The organism is Kitasatospora sp. NPDC048296 (assembly GCF_043201815.1).
Taxonomy (GTDB): domain Bacteria; phylum Actinomycetota; class Actinomycetes; order Streptomycetales; family Streptomycetaceae; genus Kitasatospora.
Genome location: NZ_JBICZB010000003.1, coordinates 129,341 through 152,167, shown reverse-complemented (window position 1 = coordinate 152,167; position 22,827 = coordinate 129,341). Strand labels below are relative to the sequence as shown.

22 protein-coding genes and 1 riboswitch are annotated in these 22,827 nt (G+C 72.1%); of the genes, 9 read left to right on the top strand and 13 right to left on the bottom strand.

The genetic code is table 11. The annotated features are described in order from the left end of the window. The first annotated feature begins 37 nt into the window (after positions 1–37). From ACGF12_RS03675 to ACGF12_RS03665, 3 genes are all read left to right on the top strand, one after another. The gene (locus ACGF12_RS03675) at positions 38–1,312 is read left to right on the top strand and encodes a ricin-type beta-trefoil lectin domain protein (RefSeq protein ID WP_393024969.1); all 1,275 of its coding nucleotides are present in this window, start codon (positions 38–40) and stop codon (positions 1,310–1,312) included. A 65-nt stretch (positions 1,313–1,377) separates the two neighbouring features. Next, positions 1,378–1,521, top strand: a riboswitch (cobalamin riboswitch). Positions 1,522–1,711: 190 nt separating this feature from the next. Beyond that, the gene (locus ACGF12_RS03670; RefSeq protein WP_393025199.1) at positions 1,712–4,132 is read left to right on the top strand and encodes a ribonucleoside-diphosphate reductase subunit alpha; all 2,421 of its coding nucleotides are present in this window, start codon (positions 1,712–1,714) and stop codon (positions 4,130–4,132) included. Then, the gene (locus ACGF12_RS03665) at positions 4,132–5,148 is read left to right on the top strand and encodes a ribonucleotide-diphosphate reductase subunit beta (RefSeq protein WP_387628968.1); all 1,017 of its coding nucleotides are present in this window, start codon (positions 4,132–4,134) and stop codon (positions 5,146–5,148) included. Before ACGF12_RS03670 ends, ACGF12_RS03665 begins: the two co-directional genes overlap by 1 nt. Before the next feature lie 10 nt (positions 5,149–5,158). On the opposite strand, the gene ACGF12_RS03660 is transcribed toward ACGF12_RS03665, so the two are convergent. From ACGF12_RS03660 to ACGF12_RS03650, 3 genes are all read right to left on the bottom strand, one after another. Further along, entirely contained in the window at positions 5,159–6,319 is a 1,161-nt protein-coding gene (locus ACGF12_RS03660; RefSeq protein WP_393024966.1) for a protein-L-isoaspartate O-methyltransferase, read from the bottom strand. Between the two features lie 300 nt (positions 6,320–6,619). Next, a complete protein-coding gene (locus tag ACGF12_RS03655) occupies positions 6,620–6,925 on the bottom strand; it encodes a DUF397 domain-containing protein (protein WP_393024962.1) in 306 nt (101 codons plus the stop codon). 2 nt (positions 6,926–6,927) lie between these two features. Further along, on the bottom strand, positions 6,928–7,785 hold the full coding sequence (locus tag ACGF12_RS03650; protein WP_393024959.1) for a helix-turn-helix domain-containing protein: 858 nt from the start codon (positions 7,783–7,785) through the stop codon (positions 6,928–6,930). A gap of 228 nt (positions 7,786–8,013) precedes the next feature. Here ACGF12_RS03650 and ACGF12_RS03645 point away from each other — a divergent pair, with 228 nt between their 5' ends. After that, positions 8,014–8,421 carry an ATP-binding protein gene (locus tag ACGF12_RS03645; RefSeq protein WP_393024956.1) on the top strand — a complete coding sequence of 136 codons (408 nt, stop codon included), beginning with the start codon at positions 8,014–8,016 and terminating at the stop codon, positions 8,419–8,421. Next, positions 8,418–8,690, top strand: coding sequence for a hypothetical protein (locus tag ACGF12_RS03640; protein ID WP_393024953.1), 273 nt, complete (start codon positions 8,418–8,420; stop codon positions 8,688–8,690). Before ACGF12_RS03645 ends, ACGF12_RS03640 begins: the two co-directional genes overlap by 4 nt. 102 nt (positions 8,691–8,792) lie before the next feature. Here the strand turns inward: ACGF12_RS03640 and ACGF12_RS03635 are convergent, their stop codons facing one another. The 10 genes from ACGF12_RS03635 to ACGF12_RS03590 all read right to left on the bottom strand — a co-directional run bounded on the left by ACGF12_RS03635 (position 8,793) and on the right by ACGF12_RS03590 (position 18,983). Next, entirely contained in the window at positions 8,793–9,821 is a 1,029-nt protein-coding gene (locus ACGF12_RS03635; protein ID WP_393024950.1) for a hypothetical protein, read from the bottom strand. A 307-nt stretch (positions 9,822–10,128) separates the two neighbouring features. Beyond that, positions 10,129–10,638 (bottom strand): hypothetical protein, encoded by a 510-nt coding sequence (locus ACGF12_RS03630; RefSeq protein ID WP_393024947.1) that lies wholly within the window; start codon positions 10,636–10,638, stop codon positions 10,129–10,131. 187 nt (positions 10,639–10,825) lie between these two features. After that, the gene (gene def, locus ACGF12_RS03625; RefSeq protein ID WP_393024945.1) at positions 10,826–11,479 is read right to left on the bottom strand and encodes a peptide deformylase; all 654 of its coding nucleotides are present in this window, start codon (positions 11,477–11,479) and stop codon (positions 10,826–10,828) included. 28 nt (positions 11,480–11,507) lie between these two features. Beyond that, a complete protein-coding gene (locus ACGF12_RS03620; protein WP_393024942.1) occupies positions 11,508–12,494 on the bottom strand; it encodes a tetratricopeptide repeat protein in 987 nt (328 codons plus the stop codon). A gap of 293 nt (positions 12,495–12,787) precedes the next feature. Beyond that, complete coding sequence (locus ACGF12_RS03615) at positions 12,788–14,077, bottom strand: HD-GYP domain-containing protein (RefSeq protein WP_393024941.1); 1,290 nt, start codon at positions 14,075–14,077, stop codon at positions 12,788–12,790. A gap of 146 nt (positions 14,078–14,223) precedes the next feature. Then, entirely contained in the window at positions 14,224–15,657 is a 1,434-nt protein-coding gene (locus tag ACGF12_RS03610) for an HD-GYP domain-containing protein (RefSeq protein WP_393024939.1), read from the bottom strand. A 361-nt stretch (positions 15,658–16,018) separates the two neighbouring features. Then, positions 16,019–16,444, bottom strand: a complete 426-nt coding sequence (gene rsrA, locus ACGF12_RS03605) for a mycothiol system anti-sigma-R factor (protein ID WP_393024936.1) — start codon at positions 16,442–16,444, stop codon at positions 16,019–16,021. After that, positions 16,441–17,091, bottom strand: a complete 651-nt coding sequence (locus tag ACGF12_RS03600; protein ID WP_167349734.1) for a sigma-70 family RNA polymerase sigma factor — start codon at positions 17,089–17,091, stop codon at positions 16,441–16,443. The genes rsrA and ACGF12_RS03600 overlap by 4 nt, the downstream gene beginning before the upstream one ends. A gap of 424 nt (positions 17,092–17,515) precedes the next feature. Further along, positions 17,516–18,154 carry an alpha/beta family hydrolase gene (locus tag ACGF12_RS03595; protein ID WP_387628951.1) on the bottom strand — a complete coding sequence of 213 codons (639 nt, stop codon included), beginning with the start codon at positions 18,152–18,154 and terminating at the stop codon, positions 17,516–17,518. A 76-nt stretch (positions 18,155–18,230) separates the two neighbouring features. Next, entirely contained in the window at positions 18,231–18,983 is a 753-nt protein-coding gene (locus ACGF12_RS03590; RefSeq protein WP_393024933.1) for an SOS response-associated peptidase, read from the bottom strand. A gap of 137 nt (positions 18,984–19,120) precedes the next feature. On the opposite strand from ACGF12_RS03590, the gene ACGF12_RS03585 reads away from it, so the two are divergent. The 4 genes from ACGF12_RS03585 (at position 19,121) to ACGF12_RS03570 (ending at position 22,779) form a co-directional block, all read left to right on the top strand. Continuing rightward, on the top strand, positions 19,121–19,846 hold the full coding sequence (locus ACGF12_RS03585) for a M50 family metallopeptidase (RefSeq protein ID WP_393024931.1): 726 nt from the start codon (positions 19,121–19,123) through the stop codon (positions 19,844–19,846). Between the two features lie 94 nt (positions 19,847–19,940). Next, the gene (gene aroA / locus ACGF12_RS03580; protein ID WP_393024928.1) at positions 19,941–21,272 is read left to right on the top strand and encodes a 3-phosphoshikimate 1-carboxyvinyltransferase; all 1,332 of its coding nucleotides are present in this window, start codon (positions 19,941–19,943) and stop codon (positions 21,270–21,272) included. A 15-nt stretch (positions 21,273–21,287) separates the two neighbouring features. Beyond that, the gene (gene rsgA / locus ACGF12_RS03575; protein WP_393024926.1) at positions 21,288–22,343 is read left to right on the top strand and encodes a ribosome small subunit-dependent GTPase A; all 1,056 of its coding nucleotides are present in this window, start codon (positions 21,288–21,290) and stop codon (positions 22,341–22,343) included. 112 nt (positions 22,344–22,455) lie between these two features. Further along, entirely contained in the window at positions 22,456–22,779 is a 324-nt protein-coding gene (locus ACGF12_RS03570) for a multidrug efflux SMR transporter (RefSeq protein WP_363569454.1), read from the top strand. Positions 22,780–22,827: the final 48 nt, after the last annotated feature.

The window sequence follows — 22,827 nt, the reverse complement described above, 5'->3', positions numbered from 1 at the left end:
CCGTACGACCACGCAGCAGCTGGGAGGCGAGAACCCCATGACCAACCCCGCCGTGCCCGCAACCGGGCGCCCCGGCCGGCGCCCGTGGTGGGCGCTCGCACCGACCGTCGTCATCGTGCTGGTCCTGTGCGCCCTGCTGCTCCCCCGGGACCACCGGGAACCCGCCAGGCCCGCCAAGGCCGCCCCGGTGGTCACCCCGCTGCCCGCCGCCACCGCCGGCGAGATCTGCTCCACCGCGCAGAACCGATACCCCTCGCAGGCCGTCGACTCCGGCCACTACCTGATCAATCCCAACGAGTGGAACGCCACCGGCGGCCTGTGCATCAGCGGCACCGACGACGCCACCGGCTTCAAGGTCACCCGCAGCGGCATCGGCCCTGCCAGCCTGACCGACCCCGACCGCGGCCCCGGCGCCTACCCGCACATCAGCACCCAGTTCCAGCCCGGCACCGGACCGCTGCCCATCCCCGTCAGCAACCTGCGTTACGCGACCAGCAGTTGGCACACCACCCAGATCGACTCCGGCGTCTACAACGCCTCGTACGACATCTGGTACAGCAACAGCCGCACCAGCTGCTCGTTCACCGAGAGCGCCGAGCTGATGATCTGGCTGCGCGGCAACGGCAAGTCCCCGTTCGGCGACGAGGCCGGCGAGCTCAAAGCCGGCGGCACCTCCTACCGCGTGTACCAGGCGCCGAAGACCAGCAGCCACACGCTGATCACCTACGAGATGGCCACCAGCACGTCCTCCGTCACCGACCTGGACCTGCGGGCCTTCACCCGCGACGCCGTCCAGCGCGGCTACGTCCCGGCCGGTTCCTACCTGTGCGCCGTCCAGGCCGGGTTCGAGATATGGGACGGCGGCGCCGGGCTCGGCAGCGACTCGTTCTCGTTCCAGGCGGCCGCCGGCCAGCCCAGCGGCGCGATCACCTCGGCCCTGCCGGGCCTGTGCCTGGACAGCCGGGTGAGCGGCGACCCGGCCGCGGTCGGCGCGGGCACCTGTGACGGCTCCGCTGCCCAGACCTGGACGATGGCGGACGACGGCTCGATCGGCCAGTCCGGACGCTGCGTCGAGGACCCCGCCATCGGCTTCCCGGTCCTCACTGCCTGCACCTCCCGGCCCGACCAGCGCTGGCGGGTGACCCCAACGGGACAGCTCGCGAACCAGGACACCGGGCGCTGCGTCGAAAACCCGGCGAGCCCGGGGGCCCCTTCGGGGACGGCTCCGGGGGCCGCCACGGGCGGCGCGCTGCAGGTGCGGATGCGCCCGTGCGACACCCGCACAGGGCAGGAATGGCACCCCCCGGCCTGAGCAGTTTATCGCACACCAGCTCGAACATTTGTGCGGCGCGACACTACATGTGGGGCTGCATCGGATTCCCGACACTAGATGTATGCTCGTCCCTGCTGTCGATGCAGGGGAACCCGGTGGGAGTCCGGGACTGCCCCGCAGCGGTGTGCGGGCGGCTCCAGCAGCCATGTCCGCGAGTCCGAGTACCTGCCGACGGCGTGCCCACGGCCCTCCCGCAGAGGCCGCACCAGCACCAGCAGTACACCTCCGGGCCTCGCGGGCGGGCCGGGGAGACACCGTCGCGCGGCGCCGTTTGCGTTCGCGCCGTGCTCCCCTGCCCAGATCGGTCCGGTGCCACCCGATCACCGCCGCCGATCGCCGCCAGGAGAGAGCGCCTTGACCACCGCTGCCTCAGCCACCCTGCCCGCCCAGGGAACCGGTTCCGCCTTCACCGACCCGACGGTCTCCGACCCCGGCGGAGCGCTGCTGCGGCTTCTCACCGACCGCAGCGTCGACCTCACCGAGGTGGATCCCGGCCATGTCGCCGCCGCCGCGCTGCGCGGCCGCCACGCCGGCTCGGACTTCGCCGAGCTGCGCGGGCTGGCCGTGGACGCCGCCGCGTCGATGATCGCCGAGGACCCCCAGTACTCGAAGCTGGCGGCCCGCCTGCTCGCCCTGGAGATCGTCGACGAGGCGAACAGCCAGGGCTCGGTCTCCTTCTCCGCCTCGATCGCCGTCGGCCACGCCGAGGGCCTGATCGGCGACACCACCGCGGCCTTCGTCGCCAAGCACGCCGCCGCCCTGGACGCGCTGATCGACGCCTCCGGCGACGACCGCTTCGAGTACTTCGGCCTGCGCACCGTGCAGTCCCGCTACCTGCTGCGCCACCCGATCACCCGCAAGGTGATCGAGACCCCGCAGCACTTCCTGCTCCGCGTCGCCTGCGGCCTGGCGGTCGGCGACTCCGAGCAGTCGGTGCGCGAGGTGGCCGAGCTGTACGGCCTGATGAGCCGCCTGGAGTACCTGACCTCCTCGCCGACGCTCTTCAACTCCGGCACCCGGCACCCGCAGATGTCGAGCTGCTACCTGCTCGACTCCCCGCTGGACAACCTGGACTCGATCTACAACCGCTACGCGCAGATCGCCCGGCTGTCCAAGCACGCCGGCGGCATCGGCCTGTCCTACTCGCGCATCCGCTCCCGCGGCAGCCTGATCCGCGGCACCAACGGCAAGTCCAACGGCATCGTCCCGTTCCTGCGCACCCTCGACTCCTCGGTCGCCGCGGTCAACCAGGGCGGCCGCCGCAAGGGCGCGGCCTGCGTCTACCTGGAGACCTGGCACGCCGACATCGAGGAGTTCCTGGAGCTGCGCGACAACACCGGTGAGGAGGCGCGCCGCACCCACAACCTCAACCTGGCGCACTGGATCCCGGACGAGTTCATGCGCCGGGTCAACGCCAACGCCGACTGGTCGCTGTTCTCCCCCGCCGACGTGCCCGAGCTGGTCGACCTGTGGGGGGCCGACTTCGACGAGGCGTACCGCAAGGCCGAGCTGGCCGGCAAGGCCGTGCGCACCATCCCGGCGCAGACCCTGTACGCCCGCATGATGCGCACCCTGGCGCAGACCGGCAACGGCTGGATGACCTTCAAGGACGCCTCCAACCGCGCCGCCAACCAGACCGCGCTGCCGGGCCGCACGGTGCACTCCTCCAACCTGTGCACCGAGATCCTGGAGGTCACGGACGACTCCGAGACCGCCGTCTGCAACCTCGGCTCGGTCAACCTCGGCGCGCACGTGGCCGCCGGTGCCTCGGTCGAGGACCTGCTCGGTGCGATGGACTGGGAGCGGCTGGACGCCACCGTGCGCACCGCCGTCACCTTCCTCGACCGCGTGGTGGACATCAACTTCTACCCGACCACCGAGGCCGGCACCTCCAACTCCCGCTGGCGCCCGGTCGGCCTCGGCGTGATGGGCCTGCAGGACGTCTTCTTCAAGCTGCGGATCGACTTCGACTCGGCCGAGGCGAAGCAGCTGTCGACGCTGATCGCCGAGCGCATCATGCTCACCGCCTACGAGCGCTCCGCCGACCTGGCCGAGCAGCTGGGCCGCCACGAGGCGTACGGCGAGACCCGCGCCGCCCGCGGCGAGCTGCACATCGACCACTTCCCGAGCGCCGCCCCGCAGTGGGCCGACCGCTGGACCGCGCTGCGCGCCCGGATCGCCGAGACCGGCCTGCGCAACTCGCTGCTGCTCGCGATCGCCCCGACCGCGACCATCGCGTCGATCGCCGGCGTGTACGAGTGCATCGAGCCGCAGGTGTCCAACCTGTTCAAGCGCGAGACCCTCTCCGGCGAGTTCCTCCAGGTCAACCCGTACCTGGTGCGCGAGCTCAAGGAGCTCGGCGTCTGGGACCAGCAGACCCGCGACGCGCTGCGCGACGCCAACGGCTCCGTCCAGGAGTTCAACTGGCTGCCCGCCGAGGTGCGTTCGCTGTACCGCACGGCGTGGGAGCTGCCGCAGCGCGCGCTGATCGACCTGGCCGCGGCGCGCATGCCGTACCTGGACCAGAGCCAGTCGCTGAACCTGTTCATGGCGGCGCCGACCATCGGCAAGCTCAGCTCGATGTACGCCTACGCGTGGAAGGTCGGTCTGAAGACCACCTACTACCTGCGCTCGCGCCCCGCCACCCGGATCGCCCAGGCCGCCTCCGGCACCGCCCGCGCCGCCGCGCCGGTGCCCGCCAACACGATCCCTGTGGGCACCCCGACCCTCACCCCGGAGCAGGAAGCCGCCATCGCCTGCTCCCTGGAGAACCCCGAGTCCTGCGAGGCCTGCCAGTAATGTCCGACGACCGCGAGAAGATGCTGCTCGACCCCGGGTTCGAGCTGACCCTGCGCCCGATGCGCTACCCGTCGTTCTACGACCGGTACCGCGACGCGATCAAGAACACCTGGACCGTCGAGGAGGTGGACCTGCACTCCGACGTCGCCGACCTCGCCAAGCTGAGCGAGGGCGAGCGGCACATGATCGGCCGGCTGGTCGCCTTCTTCGCGACCGGTGACTCGATCGTCGCGAACAACGTCGTGCTGAGCCTCTACAAGCACATCAACTCCCCGGAGGCGCGCCTGTACCTGTCGCGCCAGCTGTTCGAGGAGGCCGTCCATGTGCAGTTCTACCTGACGCTGCTGGACACCTACCTCCCGGACCCGGAGGACCGCGCGGCGGCCTTCGCCGCGGTGGAGAACATCCCCTCCATCGCCCAGAAGGCGAAGTTCTGCTTCAAGTACATGAACGCGGTCGACCACATCGACTCGCTGCAGACCAAGGAGGACCGCCGCGCGTTCCTCCTGAACCTGATCTGCTTCGCGGCGTGCGTCGAGGGCCTGTTCTTCTACGGCGCGTTCGCGTACGTGTACTGGTTCCGGTCGCGCGGTCTGCTGCACGGCCTGGCCACTGGCACCAACTGGGTGTTCCGCGACGAGTCCATGCACATGGACTTCGCGTTCTCCGTGGTGGACACCGTCCGCGAGGAGGAGCCCGACCTCTTCGACGACGAGATGGCCAAGCAGGTGACGGAGATGCTGGAGGAGGCCGTCGAGGCCGAGCTCCAGTTCGCCCAGGACCTGTGCGGTGACGGCCTGCCCGGCATGAACACCGCCTCCATGCGCGAGTACCTCCAGGCTGTGGCCGACCAGCGCCTGGCCCGCCTGGGCCTGCCGATCCGGTACGGGTCGGCGAACCCGTTCGGCTTCATGGAGCTCCAGAACGTCCAGGAGCTGACCAACTTCTTCGAGCGTCGGGTGTCGGCGTACCAGGTCGCCGTCGAGGGCTCGGTCTCCTTCGACGACGACTTCTAAGAAGCAGGGTTCAGCGGGGGAGCGCCGCTCGGCGCTCCCCCGCTTCTCCGATGGGCCAGCTCGGCCCGTCCTCATCGCGCAGCCACACCCACTGCTTCTCCGGCGTGACGGTGATCCCGTAGTCGTACGGCGTCGGGTGGCCGTGAGCCTCCCACTGCGACCAGGCGGTCAGCAGCTCGTCGCCGATGCGCTGCGGGCCGCCTTGATGCAGCACGGTGCTGCCGTCGCCACGCGCGGACAGCGCCGCCCACGACGCGTTGCCGTCGTGGATCCAAGCGTTGACGCCGTCCTCGTCCCGGCCGGTGATCACTATGGCGTCCGAAACAGCGACGCGCAGTGCGAACCGCAGATCCCAGTCGCCGGCCAGCGGAGCGAGGTCGCGTTCAACGACTTCCTCAGCCTCGGGATCACCGTTGCCGCGCACTTTCGCGTAACCGGTCGGTGCCCAGACTGGGCCGGACCGGTCAGCCATGAACTGTCCGAGGCCCTGCACCCAACCGCTCGCCCTGCAACCGTCGGGGGCCACTGTGAGCGCCACGTGGCCAAGCCGTCCCCAGGGATAGACGATCCGACCGCCGGGCCTGGCGGCCTTGATCCACTCGTACGGAACGGTCTCGACGGCGTAGGTCGCGTGGATCCGGTCGAACGGGCCGCCGGGCGGCACACTGCTGGTGCCGTTGCCCACGAGCGTTTCGGCATCAACCCCGGCGGCGCCGAGCCGTCGGCGGGCGAACGCCACGAGGTCTTCATCGATCTCCGTGGAGACGACCAAGCCGGGACCGGCGCGCCACGCGGCAAGCGCACAGCTCCACCCCTGGCCAGTGCCGATGTCCCACACCGTGTGGCCGGGCTCCAGCCTCAGGCTGTCCAGCATGTCCGCCACCACGGCCGGTGCCGAGAGGCTGGAGGACGGAAGTCCGTCGGTGACCTGGGTGACCGCCGCCGCGTCCGGACCGGCGTACAGCTCGTCCGCCCACCCGGCCGGATCGGTCGCCCGGTCGAGCGGGACGTAGCGGTGGCCGTCCCAATGCCAGAGCCGATCCGGCGCGAACGCGTCGCGAGGCAGCACAGCCATGGCTTCACGCAGCCACGGCGAATCGGCCGGCCACGCCCGGCATCGCTCCATCACCGCCGCCAACTGCGCCCGGCGGCCCACCAGGTCATCGGTCACTTCTTATACTTTCCGTCGCTCGGCGGCGGAGGCGGCACCTGCCCGTCGGCATTGCCCGGCGGCGGGGTCCCCTGCCCCGGATCCGGCGGCGGCTTCTTGTGCTCACCCATACGTCGCTCCCTTCGCGTGCGGAACACGTCCGGTTGCGAATCCTCGCGCGGCACCGCTGCTCGGCGGTAGACGGCGCAGATGCATACCCGGAGGCGCGTGCCCACCCGAGACGCGCGCCCCTGCGGCCAGGAGGAGAACGCTGGATGGTGCCCCGCACGGCCACAGCCCGTGCGGGGCACCTCTGTTGTCTCAGTCGGTCGGAAACTCGCCGCCCTTGACCCCCGCGACGAACGAAGACCAAGCATCAGCCGGGAAGAGCAGGGCAGGCCCGTCCGGGTCCTTGGAGTCGCGTACTGGTACGACACCGGTCACACCGCCGGCCACCTCGACACAATCACCGCCCTGGCCGCTGAAGCTGCTCTTACGCCAGTCAAGTCCAGCTGCGGCTGGAACGACCTCAGCGACCTCAACACAATCGCTCTGCGCGCCCGAGTACGAGGACTTGCGCCACTTAAGTCCGACAACGGAAGCAGACGACAGGAACTTACGCACCATTTCTAGACCTTGTCCTTTGCACGCTCGATGAGTGCGACCGATTCGGTACGCGGCAGTGACTCCGCCAGGGCACGGCGGAACAGGTTGGTGTACTTGAACACTTCCTCCGGCTCCTCGATGTAGAGCGTGCTGAGGAGGCTGTCGACGTACACCACGTCTGTTTCGGTCGCCTCGGGGAAGCTCAGGATCGCAACGGGGCCGAAGAGCGCAGCGTGAACATCAGATTCCTCTGGCAAGACCTGGATGTTGATGTTCGGCTGTTCGGCACTCGCCACCAAGAAGTCGAGTTGTTCCCGCATGACCACCTGGCCGCCAATCCGGTGCTTCAACACGGATTCGGAAAGGACGACCCACATGCGAAGCGGCGCCTCCCTCATGAGCACTGCACGCCGCTCCTGCCGGACCTTCGTGAGCCGCTCGACCTGCTCCGGGGTTGCATCCTCTATCTGAGCGCGGACCACCGCACGCGTGTAGTCCTCAGTCTGCAGCAGCCCCGGCACCAGGAACGTCTGGATGCTGTACATGTCCGATGCATCGGATTCCAGTGCGATGAAGTCGGCATAGAGCGGCGACAGCGTGTCCGAGTAGCGATCCCACCATCCGCGCAGACGACCTTCGCGCGACAAGGCCTCCAGTCGACTCCGCGTCTCCGGATCCGTCACTCCGTACAGATCGAGCAGCAGCCGGAGATCCACCAGTCGAATGCCCGACTGAGCGGCCTCGATTCGACTGATCTTGCTCTCTGCGCAGGCCAGCTGCCGAGCCGACTGGGCGATCGTCAGATCGGCACCTGCCCGTAGCTCCTTGAGCGTTCGGGCCAGCCGCCGCTGCCGAACTGTCGGGTTCTTGTTCACCGGCACCGTCGCGACCTCCCCACTTCTGTGAGCTGTCAGTCTGCCTCCCCCTGGCACCGACAACAATCTTTGATCACTTCTAAAGTAGGGACTTGCACTCTAGAAGTCCCCAGGAGCATGCTACTCAACGTAGTCCGCTACTCGACACGCTGTGATCATGGCGGGCTCATCGACCGGGCATTCCCATGCCCTCTTCAGCCGCTCTCACCTGCACACTCCAGAGGTGGCCCTGCCATGCCTGAGCAGACCTGTTGGCTCCCCCGGCACCACAAGTCCCCCCGAGCCGCCCGCCACGAGCTCCGCGAGTTCCTCCTCCCCCGCCCCTCCGGCGAACTCCTCCTCCCCATCGGCGAGTTGCTCGTCAGCGAGCTCGTCACCAACGCCGTCCAGCACGCCCGCGCCCCGCGCGGGCGTCTGATCTTCGTCCGCTTCCAGCTCTCCCCGAACAGCACCCTCCGCATCGAGGTGCACGACGCCGACAGCGAGAAGCCCACACTCCGGCCCGCCCCCACCTCGTCCGAGACCGGTCGAGGCCTGTTCCTCGTCCAGAAGTTGGCGCAGAGCTGGGGCTGCTCCCCCCGCGAGGGCGGCATCGGCAAGTTCATCTGGTGCCACGTCACCCCCGAGGCGGCCGCCGCGTGAGCGCCGTCCGGGCCGAGATCACCGGCATCATGCCGGCCGCCGACTTCCCCAGCCTCGACCACGCGCTGCCCGTCCTCTGGGAGCGCGTCCGCACGCTCCCCATCCGCGAGGCCCACCGCGACTTCATCCGCATCTGCATCGGCCCCGCCGGTGGCGAGGGCGTCGCCCGCTGCCTCGACCGGGGCGGCAGCTGGAGCACCACCCTCTACGTCGGCGAGATGACCGACTGGACCGCCCACCCCATCACCATCACCACCGTCCACCCCTGAACTCCACCGCTCCCGCCCGGCGTCCACGCCGGGCGGGACAGCCACATCCCCCCGGGGCCCGGTGCACAGGAAGTCGGCGGGGCCGACTTCCTGCGCGCCACGTCAGCCGTGGTCCTCCCAGTCCGGGGCGCAGAAGCGGGCCCCGCTGACCACGGTGTCCCCGGCCCGGTCGGCCCGGACGAACAGGTTGGTCCCGTCCGGCCCCTGATCCCCGGCGCAGGTGAGGCGCAGGCTCAGGTCATGGTCCTCGATGTACCGGACGACGGCCGCGTCGACCTCGGTGACCGGCCTGCCGATCAGCTCGATGCCATCGAACTCGACCAGGGGCCCGGTGCGCCCGTGCACGGTCACGGCCCCCAGCGTGGGGACACCCTCCGGCCGCCAGTAGTGGGCCGTCACCCCGGCCCGGTCGAAGCGGTCCTCCGCCAGGGACCACGGTCCGGCCCCGTGCCACTTCGCGGCGTACCGCCCTCGGCGCGCGGTCGGCGCCTCACCGTCCAGCGCGGCCGCCACCTGCGACGGGCTCATCCCGAACCGCAGCGGACCGACGCTCTCCAGCGGCGCGCAGCCCCAGCGCGGCCGGTCCCCGTCCGCCCTCACCGGCCACTCCCCGGGGTTCGCGTCCCACTCCTGGACGCGGCGCCACCGCTTGACCGGCTCGCTCCCGTACAGGTCTTCGGCCGGCGCCGGGCCGACGAACAGCGCGTCGGTGACCATCCGGTCCGTCCGCTCCGCGTACCCCTCGGCCGACAGCGCCCATTCCTTCCTGGCGCCCATCGACAGCCCCCAGGCCGCCACCTCCGGATCGCCGCTCCAGTTCACCCGCATCGAGGCCCCCTCCCGACGGGCGAGTTCGACGAGGTCCGCCCGCAGCTCGGACGGCACCCGGGCGATCAGCTCGACCTCCCCCAGCCGCACCAGCGGGCCGTCCAGCGCGTCGACCGCCACCGCGACCAGCCGCTGCCCCTCCCCGTAGATCGCGGTCACTTCGGAACCGTCGTACCGCTGCCAGGACAGCTCGCCCTCCACCCCCTGCGACACATAGGCGATGGCCCCGTCCAGCGCCGCCTTCACCTCATCCGGGCTCATCCCGAACCGCAGCGGCCCGACCCCCACCAGCGGATCGAGCACCCACCGCGCCCGCTCCTCCCCCGGCTTCCTGCTCCACCAACGCACCACGCCACACACCCCCGCAAGCTCGCTCCACCCGCCCCCGGCACCACCTACCGACGATCTTGCCGGTCACCCTAGGGACCCCTACCGACAGTTGGCCCCGCCGACTTCCCGGGCAGCGCGCGCAACCGGAACTCCAGGGAAACAAAAAAGCGGACAGGTCCGGCATGCCGTGCATGCCGGACCTGTCCGCACTATCGAGCAGGACGACCCTGCGGCCTCCGAGCCGCGAACTCAGCGAACCACCGAGCCGCCCGCTCGGACGTCAGGAGGTGCGCTGGAGCGTGATCTTGCTGACCCCGTTGACGGTCAAGCAGGCGAGCCCACTGTTGTCGAGGTAGCTCTTCACGATGGTCCAGCCCGCCGGAATCGGACTGTCGGCACAGGCGTCCACCTGGGTGCCGATCGGGAGGCCGTCGACCTTCTCGATCACCCGCACGCCGCCGGGGAACATCATCCAGCACCCCGGCGGCGGCCTCCACCCGAGGTCGACGTACCCGGCCGGCGTCGGGGTATCGGCGCACACCATCGTGGTGCTACCCGGGGCCGCGGTGTCGGCCTGGGCAGGGGCAACGGACAGGACGGCGGTGGCGGCGGCGAAGCCCAGGGCTATGCCGGCGCGGGTGACGCGCTTCATGGTTGCGAAACTCCCCTTCAATACAACATTGATATGTACGTGGATCTTTATAGCGCCGCGACAGAGCCGGCCCGACAGTGCCTTTTCGGGCACCAGGCGACGCACCATGTCCGAAAAAATCGCTTGCAGAACCAGCACACAGGGCTTTGCAGGGGAATGTCAGTTCCCGATCCCACAACCCCGAATCATTACGCCCACGATCAACCGGAATTACTGCCGGTTCACGCCTCGCAGTTTCCTCCCCGACTGACCCCCCTCGCCGCGGACCACAGCACGAAGGCCGGTGCGGATCGCTCCGCACCGGCCTCCAACTGACCATCAGGCCTTACTCGTTCGGTACCGTCGCGTACTTCGCGGCGCCCTCGGCCATCTGCTTCAGGGCGTCCTTGCGGTCCCGCTTCGACAGCTTGTCGATGTAGAGGGTGCCGTACAGGTGGTCGGTCTCGTGCTGCAGGCAGCGGGCGAAGAAGCCGGTGCCCTCGACGCGGATCGGCGTGCCGTCCTTGTCGACGCCGGTCACGGCCGCGTAGTCCGGGCGCGGCAGCTCGGCGTAGGCGGTCGGGACGGACAGGCAGCCCTCGTTGCCGTCGTCGAGCACCCGGCGGCGGTCGGCCGGGTACTCCTCCAGCTGCGGGTTGATCACGTGGCCGATGTGGCGCACGCCCTCGTCGTCCGGGCAGTCGTAGACGAAGACCTTGAGGTCGACGCCGATCTGGTTGGCGGCCAGGCCCACGCCCTCGGCGGCGTACATCGACTGGAACATGTCGTCGATCAGCGCGGACAGTTCACCGTCGAACGCGGTGACGTCCTTGACCTCGCGGTGCAGCACCGGGTTGCCCACGACGGTGATCGGACGCGCGGTGCCCTTGGTGAGGTCGGGCTCCTCACCGATCACCTTGGCCGGCGCCTCAGGCGCCGCCCCCTCCACGTCGTGCTCGTGCTCGTGGTCGTGCTGCTCCGCCATGTCTTCCGCTTCCATAGGTCCTACGCGTACCTCACCAGGGTACTCAGCACACTTCTTCGAGATCCCGGTAAGCCCGGCTTCCGGGGGCGGCCGCGACCCAGCGGTCCAACAGCACCCGGACCAGGTGGGCCGGGGCCGCGATCCCGCACTCGCGCTCGACCAGCCAGGACATCCCGGCGGCGCCGCCCTGGCTGAGGTGGCTGAGGTGGCCGGGGTGGGCGGCGTCGCCGTCGTCGTGCGGGTCGTGGTGGGCGACGATGCCGTCGTCGGAGGCCATCCGGCTCTCCGAACAGGCCCGGCACAGCAGCCGCACCGAGGAGGTCCAGTCCTCGGCCGCGTAGCCGGCCTCGGCGACCAGCCGCTCCAGGGCGTCCCGGTCACCGGACGTGGCGGCCTGCAGCAGCACCACGTAGGTCGGCACCGGGGAGGGCGCCCACAGCTCGATCTCGTCGAACACCGGGTAGGCGACGCCGTCGGTGACCCGCTCGCCGTGCGGGGCGCCGTCGTGCAGCACCACCTCGCCCCAGCGGCGGCCGGAGGAGGGCAGCGGGATGGACAGCACCTCGATCCGGGCCGGGTCCAGGCGCCGGCCCCACACCACCTCGGACTCGCCCTCCGGGGACAGCCGCACCGGGGTGGTGCCGAGGTCCAGGCTGACCGGGCCGTCCACGCCGGGGCCGCCGGGCAGCTTGAGCCCGTACGCCTGCCAGGCGCGGCGGGCCAGCGGCCAGTCCTGCAGCGCGGTGGCGGTGATGCCGAGGTTCCACCAGTCGGGGGCGCCGTGCTCGCGGTCCAGCAGGGCGACGGCGCGCAGGCCGGCCGAGCGGGCCTGCTCCCAGTCCCGGCGGAACTTGTGCAGCAGGGCGAGGTTGAACCAGGAGTCGGACAGCCAGGGCTCCAGGTCGGCGGCCATCACCAGCAGGGCGCCGGCGTCCTCGTAGCGGCCGTCGCCGATCAGCGTGAAGGCCCGATCGGTCGTCTGCCGCCAGGTGGCGGACGGCCGGTGCCGTGCCCGGTGGAAGATCCTCACGTTCGTCCCTGCCGTCGTCGTCCGCTCAAGTCCCGTGACCGACGGGCCCGTCCCGTCCTCGACGGGGTCCGGGTCCCGGTGCCCCGGGTCGGTGTTCCACGCTACGACCGCATCCAACCACGCTCGCCCCCGCCCGCGCTCCCCACCGCCGAGGTTGGGGCCCGCCCCTCCCCAGCCTGCCCGCCGGAGCGCGCCTCCTCAACCCCTGGACGCACGGGCCCGACCCGAGGCCGAGCGGGCCTCGATCCACCGACGGGACGGTCGCGGACGGGATGGTCGCGGACGGGACGGGCTCAGCCGCGCGCCTGCCCGCCGACCCGGACCAGGGCGTCCACCACCCGGGCGTCGTAGAGCCGACCGCGGCCCAGCCGCAGCACCTCCAGCGCCTCCAGCCGCCCCACCGCCTCGCCGACGCCCCGGCCGCGGGCCGTGGTCAGCAGGTCGTCGTGGGCGTTGGCGACCCGGATGATCCGGGCCGCCAACGGCGCCGGGCCCTCGCCGCCGACCGGCCCTGCGCAGGGATCGGCCAGCCGGGCGACCTGCTCGGCGACCTGCCGGGGCACCCCGGTGCGGCTGATCACCTCGCTGCCGAGGCGGGCGATGCGCTGCTGCTCGTCGCAGGGCAGCAGCGCGGTGGCGCCGTCCGGTACGGGCTCGACCAGGGACAGCTGACCGACGTCGTGCATCAGCGCCGCGTACTCCAGCAGGGCGAGCTCCCGGGTGCCCAGCCCCAGCTCGCGGCCGAGCGCGCACGCTGTGTCCGCGACCCGGCGCGCGTGCCCGTGCGGGGTGTAGCCGGCCACCTCGGTGGCCCGGGCCAGGCTCGCGATGGTCTGCCCGGTGGTGGCCCGCACCGCGGCGGCCCGCCGGAAGGACACCTGGGCGAGCAGCAGCGGGGTGCAGAACAGCGGCAGCGCCCACAGCCCCACCTCGCCGGCCGCGAGGCTGACCAGCATTCCGGTGGCGACGATCGCCGAGCCGATCCCGAACAGCGAGCGCAGCTCGTCCTCCAGCGCCGCCGGGAGCCGCAGCCCGCTCTCGGGGCCCGCCGAGTCGCAGCGCAGCAGTGCCGCCAGGGTGGCGTCGCAGAGCGCGGCCAGCGCGGCGACCGTGGTCAGGAACGCCCCGTAGGCCGGGCCCTCGGGCGAGAAGCGGTCGACCAGGCCGCCGTTGTACAGCGGCTGGAAGACGGCGGCGGCGAAGCCGACCGCGAGCAGTCGGCGGGCGGCGCCGTCCCGGCGGGCCGGGTCGGCCCAGGGCGGGCGCCGGTGCGGGCGCTCGGGGCGGTGCGGCAGGGCGAGGCCGGGCAGCCAGGCCAGCAGCAGGCCGGCCCCGGTCACGGCGACCACCTGGAGCGTGCCGTGTGCGGTGGGCACTCCGCGCAGCGGCCCGAGCAGGGCGTACGCCAGCGCGCCGGCCGCGCCGATGGGCGCCTGCTCGCGATCACCCGGAAGGGTGATCCGGACGCACTCGCCGAGCGCGATCAGCGCGGCGAACGCCAGCGCGACCCCCGGCTCCGCGACCCCGCGCAGCGCGACCGCGCCGAGCGCGAGCGCCAGCAGCACGGCGGCGGCCGTGTGCACCGCGCGGGCGGTACGTCCGCGGGCCGCACGGCCGGGCGTCGCCCGACCGGACCCCTTACGGCCGAGCCTCTTACGGCCGATCCCCCTACGACCGGACCCCGTACGGCCGAGCCCCTTACGACAGGAGCCGACCCGACCGGGGCCCGTCACGGCTGCCCGACCGCGGGGACGGTCCCGCCCTGGGCGGGCACCCGGCCGGGCGCGGCCCGCACCGGCTCGGGCACCCCGAGCGGGATGTCCGGGACGGCCCGCACACAGTCCTCGGAGTACACCACCGGCTGCCAGTCGTGCGCGGCCAGCGCGTCGATCAGGGCGCGCACCATCACCGGGTCGAACTGGCTGCCCGAGCAACGCTCCAGCTCGGCCACCGCCTCGGTGACCGGGCGCCCGCGCCGGTAGGAGCGGGTGGAGGTCATCGAGTCGAAGGCGTCGGCGACCGAGATGATCCGGGCGAACTCGGGGATCTGCTCGCCGGCCAGCCCGCTGGGGTAGCCGCGCCCGTCCATCCGCTCGTGGTGGTGGAGGATCCCGGCGTGCGCCTCACCGAGGAAGTCGATCCCGCGCACCAGCTCGTACCCGTACACCGGGTGGACCTCCACGGCCCGGCGTTCGCCCTCGCTGAGGGGACCGTTTCTGCGCAGCAGCTCGGTGGCCACCCCCAGCTTGCCGATGTCGTGCAGGATCCCGGCGAAGCGCAGGGTGCGCAGTCGCTCGGCCTCCATGCCGAGCTGAGTGGCGATCAGCACAGAGGCCCGGCCGACTCGTTCGCTGTGCCCGCGGGTGTACGCGTCCTTGATCTCCACGGCCTGCACCAGCGACTGCACGGTGGCCTGGTGGGCGTCCCGCTCGCGCTGGCCCTGGGCGAACACCCAGGCGGAGATGGACAGCGGCAGCAGCGCCAGCAGCGCGGCGAACGCCCCGTACGGGCCCTGCCAGAGCACCGAGACCATCAGCCCGCCGGCCGCGTGCACCAGCACCGGCAGCCCGCACACCGAGCAGGCCCCGCGCAGCACCACCCCGGATCCGCGGCCCTCGCTGAGCATCACCATCACCCCCACCACCACCCCGTTGACCAGGCAGAACGTGGCGACGGCGACGAAGCCCGGCACGAGCGCGGCCGGGAAGCGGGAGCCGAGCAGCAGCTGCGGGCCGCGCAGCAGGTGGAAGGCGACGGAGGAGGCGAAGGCGCACAGCGCGAGCTGCGCGCCGTTGAACAGCTGGCGCCGGCGGCAGCCGGGCCCGGTCGGGCCGCCGAGCAGCGCGGCGGGTGCGGCGACCAGGGCGGCGGCGGCCGGCGGGAGCATCAGCACCCCGGCGAACAGCACCGGGAAGAAGGCGTTCACCCCGGGCCGGGCGGGGGCGCGCCTGGTGGGCGCGGGGCGGCGCAGCAACCGGCGCACCAGGAGCGAGCAGGGGGTGGGCAGTCCCTGGGCGAGTGACTCCCAGCAGCCGTGCAGGAAGGCCAGCAGTCCGACCTTGGGCCAGTCCACCGGGTGGCCGAGCCAGCGCGGCACCCCGGGGGTCACGGCCTGCGGCAGCAGCGGCAGCAGGCAGCACAGCGCCGCCACCGGGACGGCCACCAGGTAGCGCGCCGCCCCCTGCGGCAGGGTCGCGCCTCCACTGTCGGTAGCGATCTCGACCTCCCCGCCGTCCGGGCCCGTGTTGCCTCAGCGCGCCGGGGGTACCGACGGTGAGCGTCCGTCAGGAGGATAGGCCGCCGTCCGGGCACGGGGACGCATGATCGCGCGATGACGCAGTTGGCGCACCGCCAACTCACTCGAACGAGTGACGGCGCATGCGAGCAGAACGGGAGCGGCCCCGGGAGCGCACGCTCCCGGGGCCGCTGAACTCCTTGCCCGAACCGCCGGGCCGCCCTCGTCGACGGGCCGGCGCGCTACCGCGCCCGGTCGGCGGCCGTGTGGCCGCGCGCCGACCGGCCGCTCACTCCGCCGGGGCGCCGGCCTCGACCGGCGCACCAGGGCGCACGGCCGGCTCCTCGGCCGCGCCCTCCCCCGCCTGGGCCTTCGTCATGGTCGGTGCCGGGCGGGCGGACTCGGCGTGCACCTCGACCGAGGTCTCCGCGGCGACCACCACCGGCTCTCCCGAGCGCTGCCCGGCCCGGATCGAGTCGATCCTCGCCAGCACCTTGCCGCGCAGGTCGGTCGGGGTGTCGTCGCAGCCGCAGGAACGCTTGATCAGCGCCTTGATCGCCTGTTCCAGCCCGTACTGCTTCAGGCACGGCGAGCACTCCTCGAAGTGCACGCGCAGCTTGGCGCAGTCACCCTCGGCCATCTCGTTGTCGAGGAATTCATAGAGGTGGTCGAGGACCTCGCCACACTCCGTTTCGTGCGGATCGCCGCAGCTCATGAGCCCGAGCCCTTCGCTTCCTGCCCTGCCCCGCTGCCGGCCGGGACCAGCCCGCGCTCACGGGCGTAATCCTCCAGCATGCCGCGCAGCTGCCGGCGGCCGCGGTGCAGCCGGGACATCACCGTACCGATGGGAGTACCCATGATGTCCGCGATCTCCTTGTACGCAAAGCCTTCTACGTCCGCGAGATAGACGGCGATCCGGAATTCCTCCGGGATGGCCTGGAGCGCGTCCTTCACATCGCTGTCGGGGAGGTGGTCGAGCGCCTGGGTCTCGGCCGAGCGCAGACCGGTCGACATGTGCGACTCGGCCCGGGCCAGCTGCCAGTCCTCGATCTCCTCCGCCGCGGTGCGCTGGGGCTCCCGCTGCTTCTTGCGGTACGAGTTGATGAACGTGTTGGTGAGGATGCGGTACAGCCAGGCCTTGAGGTTCGTGCCCTCACGGAACTGGTGGAAGGACGCGTACGCCTTGGCGAACGCCTCCTGGAGCAGGTCCTCCGCATCCGCCGGGTTGCGCGTCATGCGCAGCGCCGCCGAGTACATCGGATCCAGGTAGCCCAGGGCGTCGCGCTCGAAGCGCTCCCGCCGGGCCTCCTCGGTCTCCTCCGCCGACACCCGGAAGGTGTCCTCGCCGATCGCCTCGGCCAGCTCCTCACCGGTGAGCGCCTCGTCCGCAGGCAGGGCCTCGTCCGGGCCACGGCCCGGCTCGGCCTCGTGCTCGGTCCCGACGACCGGACCCACCTCCTCGGCATGACGGGAACGACCCACGGCGGGCCGCCCAGAAATGGAGGATATCGGGCTGACGGGCTTCTCGCCCGCGTCGAGCCACTCCGACCAGGAAGGGGCGAACGCCGTGGTGGCCTCGCGCTCCTCAGGCCGTTCGGGGCACGCGATCGAACCCATCTGCCCTGCCTCTCACCGGTCACTCCTGCTGACGGACACGACAACCACCCGGGCCCCGCCCGCATTCCCGCCCGCGCACACCGTTCACTCGTGCGAGTGAGCGATCGCGAACTCCCTGCTCACGGCCGTCCCGGGCGCCCTGCTCACGGCCCTCCCGGCGACGACCCGCTCACACCAGCCGCAGCACCCAGTCCCCCACCGCCGAACAGATCAGCCCCAGCACCTCGTCCTCCCCGACCGGCGCCCGCTTGGGCACCGCGAACCCGTGACCGCCGTACGGCACCTCCACCAGCTCGTGCCCCCGCGGCAGCTCCGGGAACTCCGCCGGCCCGCCGAACGGATCCGCCGTACCCTGCACCACCAGCGTCGGCAGCCCCGACTCCAGCAGCTCCTGCGCCCGGCTCTTCTCCGGCCTGCCCGGCGGGTGCAGCGGGAACGCCAGCGCCACCACCCCCACCGCCCCGGTCGACGCCCCCGTACGACACGCCACCCGCGCCCCGGCACTGCGCCCGCCGACCACCAGCGGCAGCCCCTGCCCGGCCAGCCGCTCCGCCACCGGCCGCCAGCCCAGGTCCAGGGTCTTCGGCGCCGGCCCCAGCTTCCGGCCCGCCACCCGCCACGGCTGCTCGACCAGCGCCACGGTGATCCCGCGCGGCGGCAGCCGCTCGGCCAGCGCCACCAGGTCCGGCGCCGCGGTCCCGCCGCCCGCGCCGTGCCCCAGCGCCAGCACGGCCCTCGGGGCGGCCGCCCGGTGGTAGGTGATCCGGGCCTCGCCGGCCCCGGTGGCAACGAGTTCGGAGGTGGTCATCTCGGCGGCTCCAGCCGGCTTGAATCCAAGGACGTGGATCCGGGACGCGAGTCCGGAGAACGTCAGAACGAAAACGTCAGAACAGTGTGGTCTCGTACTCGGTCTCGGCCCACGGCTCCTTGAGCTCCGGGCCGTTGTTGCGGATGCTGCCGACCGCCGGGGACACCGGGGTGGCCAGCAGCGCGCCGGGCGGCGGGGGTATCAGCAGTCGGCGCAGGCGGTCCGGGTCACTCAGCCGCGGGTCCAGCCACTCGCCCCAGGACTCCAGGTCGAGGAACAGCGGCATCCGCTCGTGGATCGGTGCCAGCGACTCCTCGGCGTCCGTGGTGACGATCGTGAACGTCACCAGCCAGGCCTGCGGATGCTGCGGCGGCACCGCCCGGTCGCGCCAGAACTCGTACAGCCCGGCCAGCGCCAGCGGGCCGCCGTCCGCCCGGGAGACGAAGAACGGCTTCTTGCGCGCCTTGCCCCGCTCGCCCGGCACCGTCTGCCACTCGTAGTAGCCGTCCACCGGCAGGATGCACCGCCGCGAGGCGAAGGCCTGCCGGTACGCCGGCTTCTCGTGCACCGTGTCCGACCGGGCGTTGATCATCTTCACCGCCGTCCCGGCGGAGTCCGACCACGGCGGCACCAGCCCCCAGCGCAGCGCCCGCAGCTGACGCAACGGCCGCGGCCGCTCCTCGGACAGCCGCTCCAGCACCACGAACGCGCTGTTGGTCGGCGCCACGTTCCAGTTCGGGTCCAGGGTCTCCTCGGGATCCCAGTACTCCACGTCGAACAGCTCGACGATGTCCTCGGGCTTGCTGCTGGCTGCGAAGCGACCGCACATGCGGGCCAGCTTGCCATGCCGCCCCTTCTCACCCCTTCCTCATCCCCCGGCCGGAACCGCCCGCTCCCACCCACCCGTCCCCGCATGGGAGGCTGCCCCGAACGGCCCAACACAGCGAACGGAGGCGAGACCCCCCGATGAACGCCAACGACCAGAACCTCGGCGCCCTGTGGGACCAGGTCACCGGCACCCAGGCCGCCCCGCCCGGCTGGCTCGTCCTGGCCACCGGCGCCGCCGCCCTGCTCACCGTCCTCGCCCGCCCGCTCTGGCACGTCGCCCGCAACGCCGTCACCATCGCCCACGAAGGCGGCCACGGCCTCGCCGCGCTCGCCACCGGCCGCAAACTCGCCGGCATCCGGCTGCACTCCGACACCTCCGGCCTCACCCTCTCCTACGGCCGCCCCACCGGCCCCGGCATGGTGCTCACCGCCGCCGCCGGCTACACCGCCCCCGCCCTGCTCGGCCTCGGCTGCGCCGCCCTGCTCGCCGCCGACCGGATCACCCTGCTGCTGTGGCTCGCCATCGCCCTGCTGCTGGCCCTGCTCATCCGCGTGCGCAACGCCTTCGGCCTGTTCACCGTCCTGGTCGCCGGCGGCGCCTTCTTCCTGGTCTCCTGGTTCGGCAGCGCCCAGGTCCAGGCCGGCTTCGCCTACCTCGGCTGCTGGTTCCTGCTCATCGGCGCGGTGCGCCCCGTCCTGGAACTCCAGCACCAGCGCCGCATCGGCTGGGCCCGCGACTCCGACGCCGACCAACTCGCCCGGCTCACCCACGTCCCCGGCATCGCTTGGGTGACCGTCTTCCTGCTCGTCGCCCTCGCCTGCCTCGCCCTCGGCGCCGCCTGGCTGCTCCAGCCCCTGCACTGACCGCCGCGCCCACCCGCCCGGCGCGCGGGCGGGCGAGTATCGCCATGCGGCCACCGACCGGGGTCGTTCCGGTACGGCGCCTAGACTGGCCTCCATGACCGAGACCCTGTGGCCCGCCCCCGTCGCCACCGCCCCCGTCGACGCCACCGTCACCATCCCCGGCTCCAAGTCGGTCACCAACCGGGCCCTGGTGCTGGCGGCACTCGCCGACGGACCCGGCTGGGTGCGCCGCCCGCTGCGCAGCCGCGACTCCCAGCTGATGGCCGACGGCCTGCGCGCCCTCGGGGTCACCATCGAGGAGAAGGTCAACAACGACTCCGGCGGCACCGGCGGCGGCGAGGCCTGGCGGGTCATTCCCGCCCCCGTCCTGCGCGGCCCCGCCAACGTCGACGTCGGCAACGCCGGCACCGTGATGCGCTTCCTGCCCCCGCTCGCCGCCCTCGCCGACGGCCCCGTCCACTTCGACGGCGACCCGCGCAGCCACGAGCGCCCCCAGCACGGCGTGATCAACGCCCTGCGCACGCTCGGCGCCCGCATCGAGGACGACGGCCGCGGCACCTTCCCGCTCACCGTCCACGGCACCGGCGGCCTCGACGGCGGCCCGGTCGAACTGGACGCCTCCTCCTCGTCCCAGTTCGTCTCCGCCCTGCTGCTCTCCGGCGCCCGCTACAACCACGGCGTCGAGGTCCGGCACGTCGGCGGCCCCGTCCCCTCCCTGCCGCACATCCGGATGACCGTCGAGATGCTGCGCCTGGCCGGTGTCCAGGTCGACGCCCCCGAGGACGGTGGCGAGAAGGACGTCTGGCGGGTCACCCCCGGTGCCCTGCTCGGCCGCGACCTGGTGGTCGAGCCCGACCTGTCCAACGCGGCGCCGTTCTTCGCCGCCGCCCTGGTCACCGGCGGCCGGGTCACCGTCCGCGACTGGCCCAAGCACACCACCCAGCCCGGCGACCAGCTGCGCGACCTCTACACCCGGATGGGTGGCGCCTGCGAGTTCACCGACGAGGGTCTGCAGTTCACCGGCACCGGCCGGATCCACGGCATCGAGGCCGACCTGCACGACGTCGGCGAGCTCACCCCGGTGATCGCCGCCGTCGCCGCCCTCGCCGACTCCGAGTCCCACCTGTACGGCATCGCCCACCTGCGCCTGCACGAGACCGACCGGCTCGCCGCGCTCGCCAAGGAGATCAACGACCTCGGCGGCGACGTCAGCGAGACCGAGGACGGCCTGCGGATCCGCCCGCGCCCGCTGCGCGGCGGCGTCTTCCGCACCTACGAGGACCACCGCCTGGCCACCGCCGCCGCGGTGGTCGGCCTCGCCGTGCCCGGCGTCGAGGTGGAGAACGTGGCCACCACCGCCAAGACCCTGCCCGACTTCCCCAAGATGTGGTCGGAGCTGCTCGGCGGAGCGGCGGCGGACGCCTGAGCGGAGACTGAAGCCATGCGCCGCTACGGCAAGGACGCCGACGAGGACGACATCCGCAACCGCCCCGCCCGCCGGGGCTCCCGGCCGCGGACCCGGATCCGGCCCAAACACGAGGACGCCGCCGAGGCGATGGTGCTGACCGTCGACCGCGGCCGGCTCACCTGCCTGGTCGACCCGGGGACCAAGCACGAGCGCCAGGTCGTCGCCATGAAGGCCCGCGAGCTGGGCCGCAAGGGCGTCGTCGTCGGCGACGTCGTCAACCTGGTCGGCGACCTCTCCGGGGACGCCGACACCCTCGCCCGGATCGTGCGGGTCGAGGACCGCAGCTCCGTGCTGCGGCGCACCGCGGACGACGACGACCCGTACGAGCGGATCGTCGTCGCCAACGCCGAGCAGCTGGCCATCGTCACCGCCCTGGCCGACCCCGAGCCCCGCCCCCGGCTGATCGACCGCTGCCTGGTCGCCGCCTACGACGCGGGCATGGAACCGCTGCTGGTGCTCACCAAGTCCGACCTCGCCCCGGCCGCCCCACTGCTGGAGTCCTACGCCCCGCTCGGCATCGCCTACGTCGTCACCCGCCGGGACGAACTGGAGACCACCGGCGCCGAGGCCGTCCGCGAGTACCTGCGCGGACGCTCCACGGTGTTCATCGGCCACTCCGGCGTCGGCAAGACCACCCTGGTCAACGCCCTCGTCCCGGACCGCCAGCGGCAGACCGGCCAGGTCAACGCCGTCACCGGCCGCGGCCGGCACACCACCGTCTCCGCCCTCGCGCTGCGGCTGCCCCCGCCGCCCGGCGCCAAGGAGGGCTCCAAGAAGGCGCTCAACTCCGGCTGGGTGATCGACACCCCCGGCTTCCGCTCCTTCGGCCTCTCGCACATCGACCCGTCCCGGGTCATCCACGCCTTCCCCGACCTGGAGCCCGGCACCGTGGACTGCCCGCGCGCGTGCAGCCACGACGAACCGGACTGCGCCCTGGACGCCTGGGTCACCGAGGGCCACGCCGAGGCAGCCCGGCTCTACTCGCTGCGCCGTCTGCTGGCCAGCAAGGAGTCCCGCGAGGGCGACTGAGGCTTTCCCGCGGTCCGTGGGCCGTTCGAGGTGTCGGAGCGGGCCCGCCTGGCGATCATAGGAAAGTCGGGCCGGGCACGGTCCGTCCGTCGATCGACAGGAAGGGCACGCGATGGCATGGGCCCTGGTGGTCCTGGCCGGCCTGCTGGAGACCGGCTTCGCGATCAACCTCAAGCTCAGCGAGGGCTTCACCAAGCTCTGGCCCACCGTCAGCTTCTGCGTGTTCGCCCTCGGCAGCTTCGGCCTGCTCACCCTGTCCCTGAAGAGCCTGCCGGTCGGCCCCGCCTACGCGGTGTGGACGGGCATCGGCGCGGCCGGCACCGCGGTCTACGGCATGGTCTTCCTGGACGAGACCACCTCGGTGCTCAAGCTGGTCTCCATCTCCCTGGTGATCGCCGGCGTGATCGGCCTGCAGCTCAGCGGCACCGCCCACTAGCCGGGAGGCATCCGATGGGAAGCGTCCCGCTCCGCGAGCCCGGCTGTG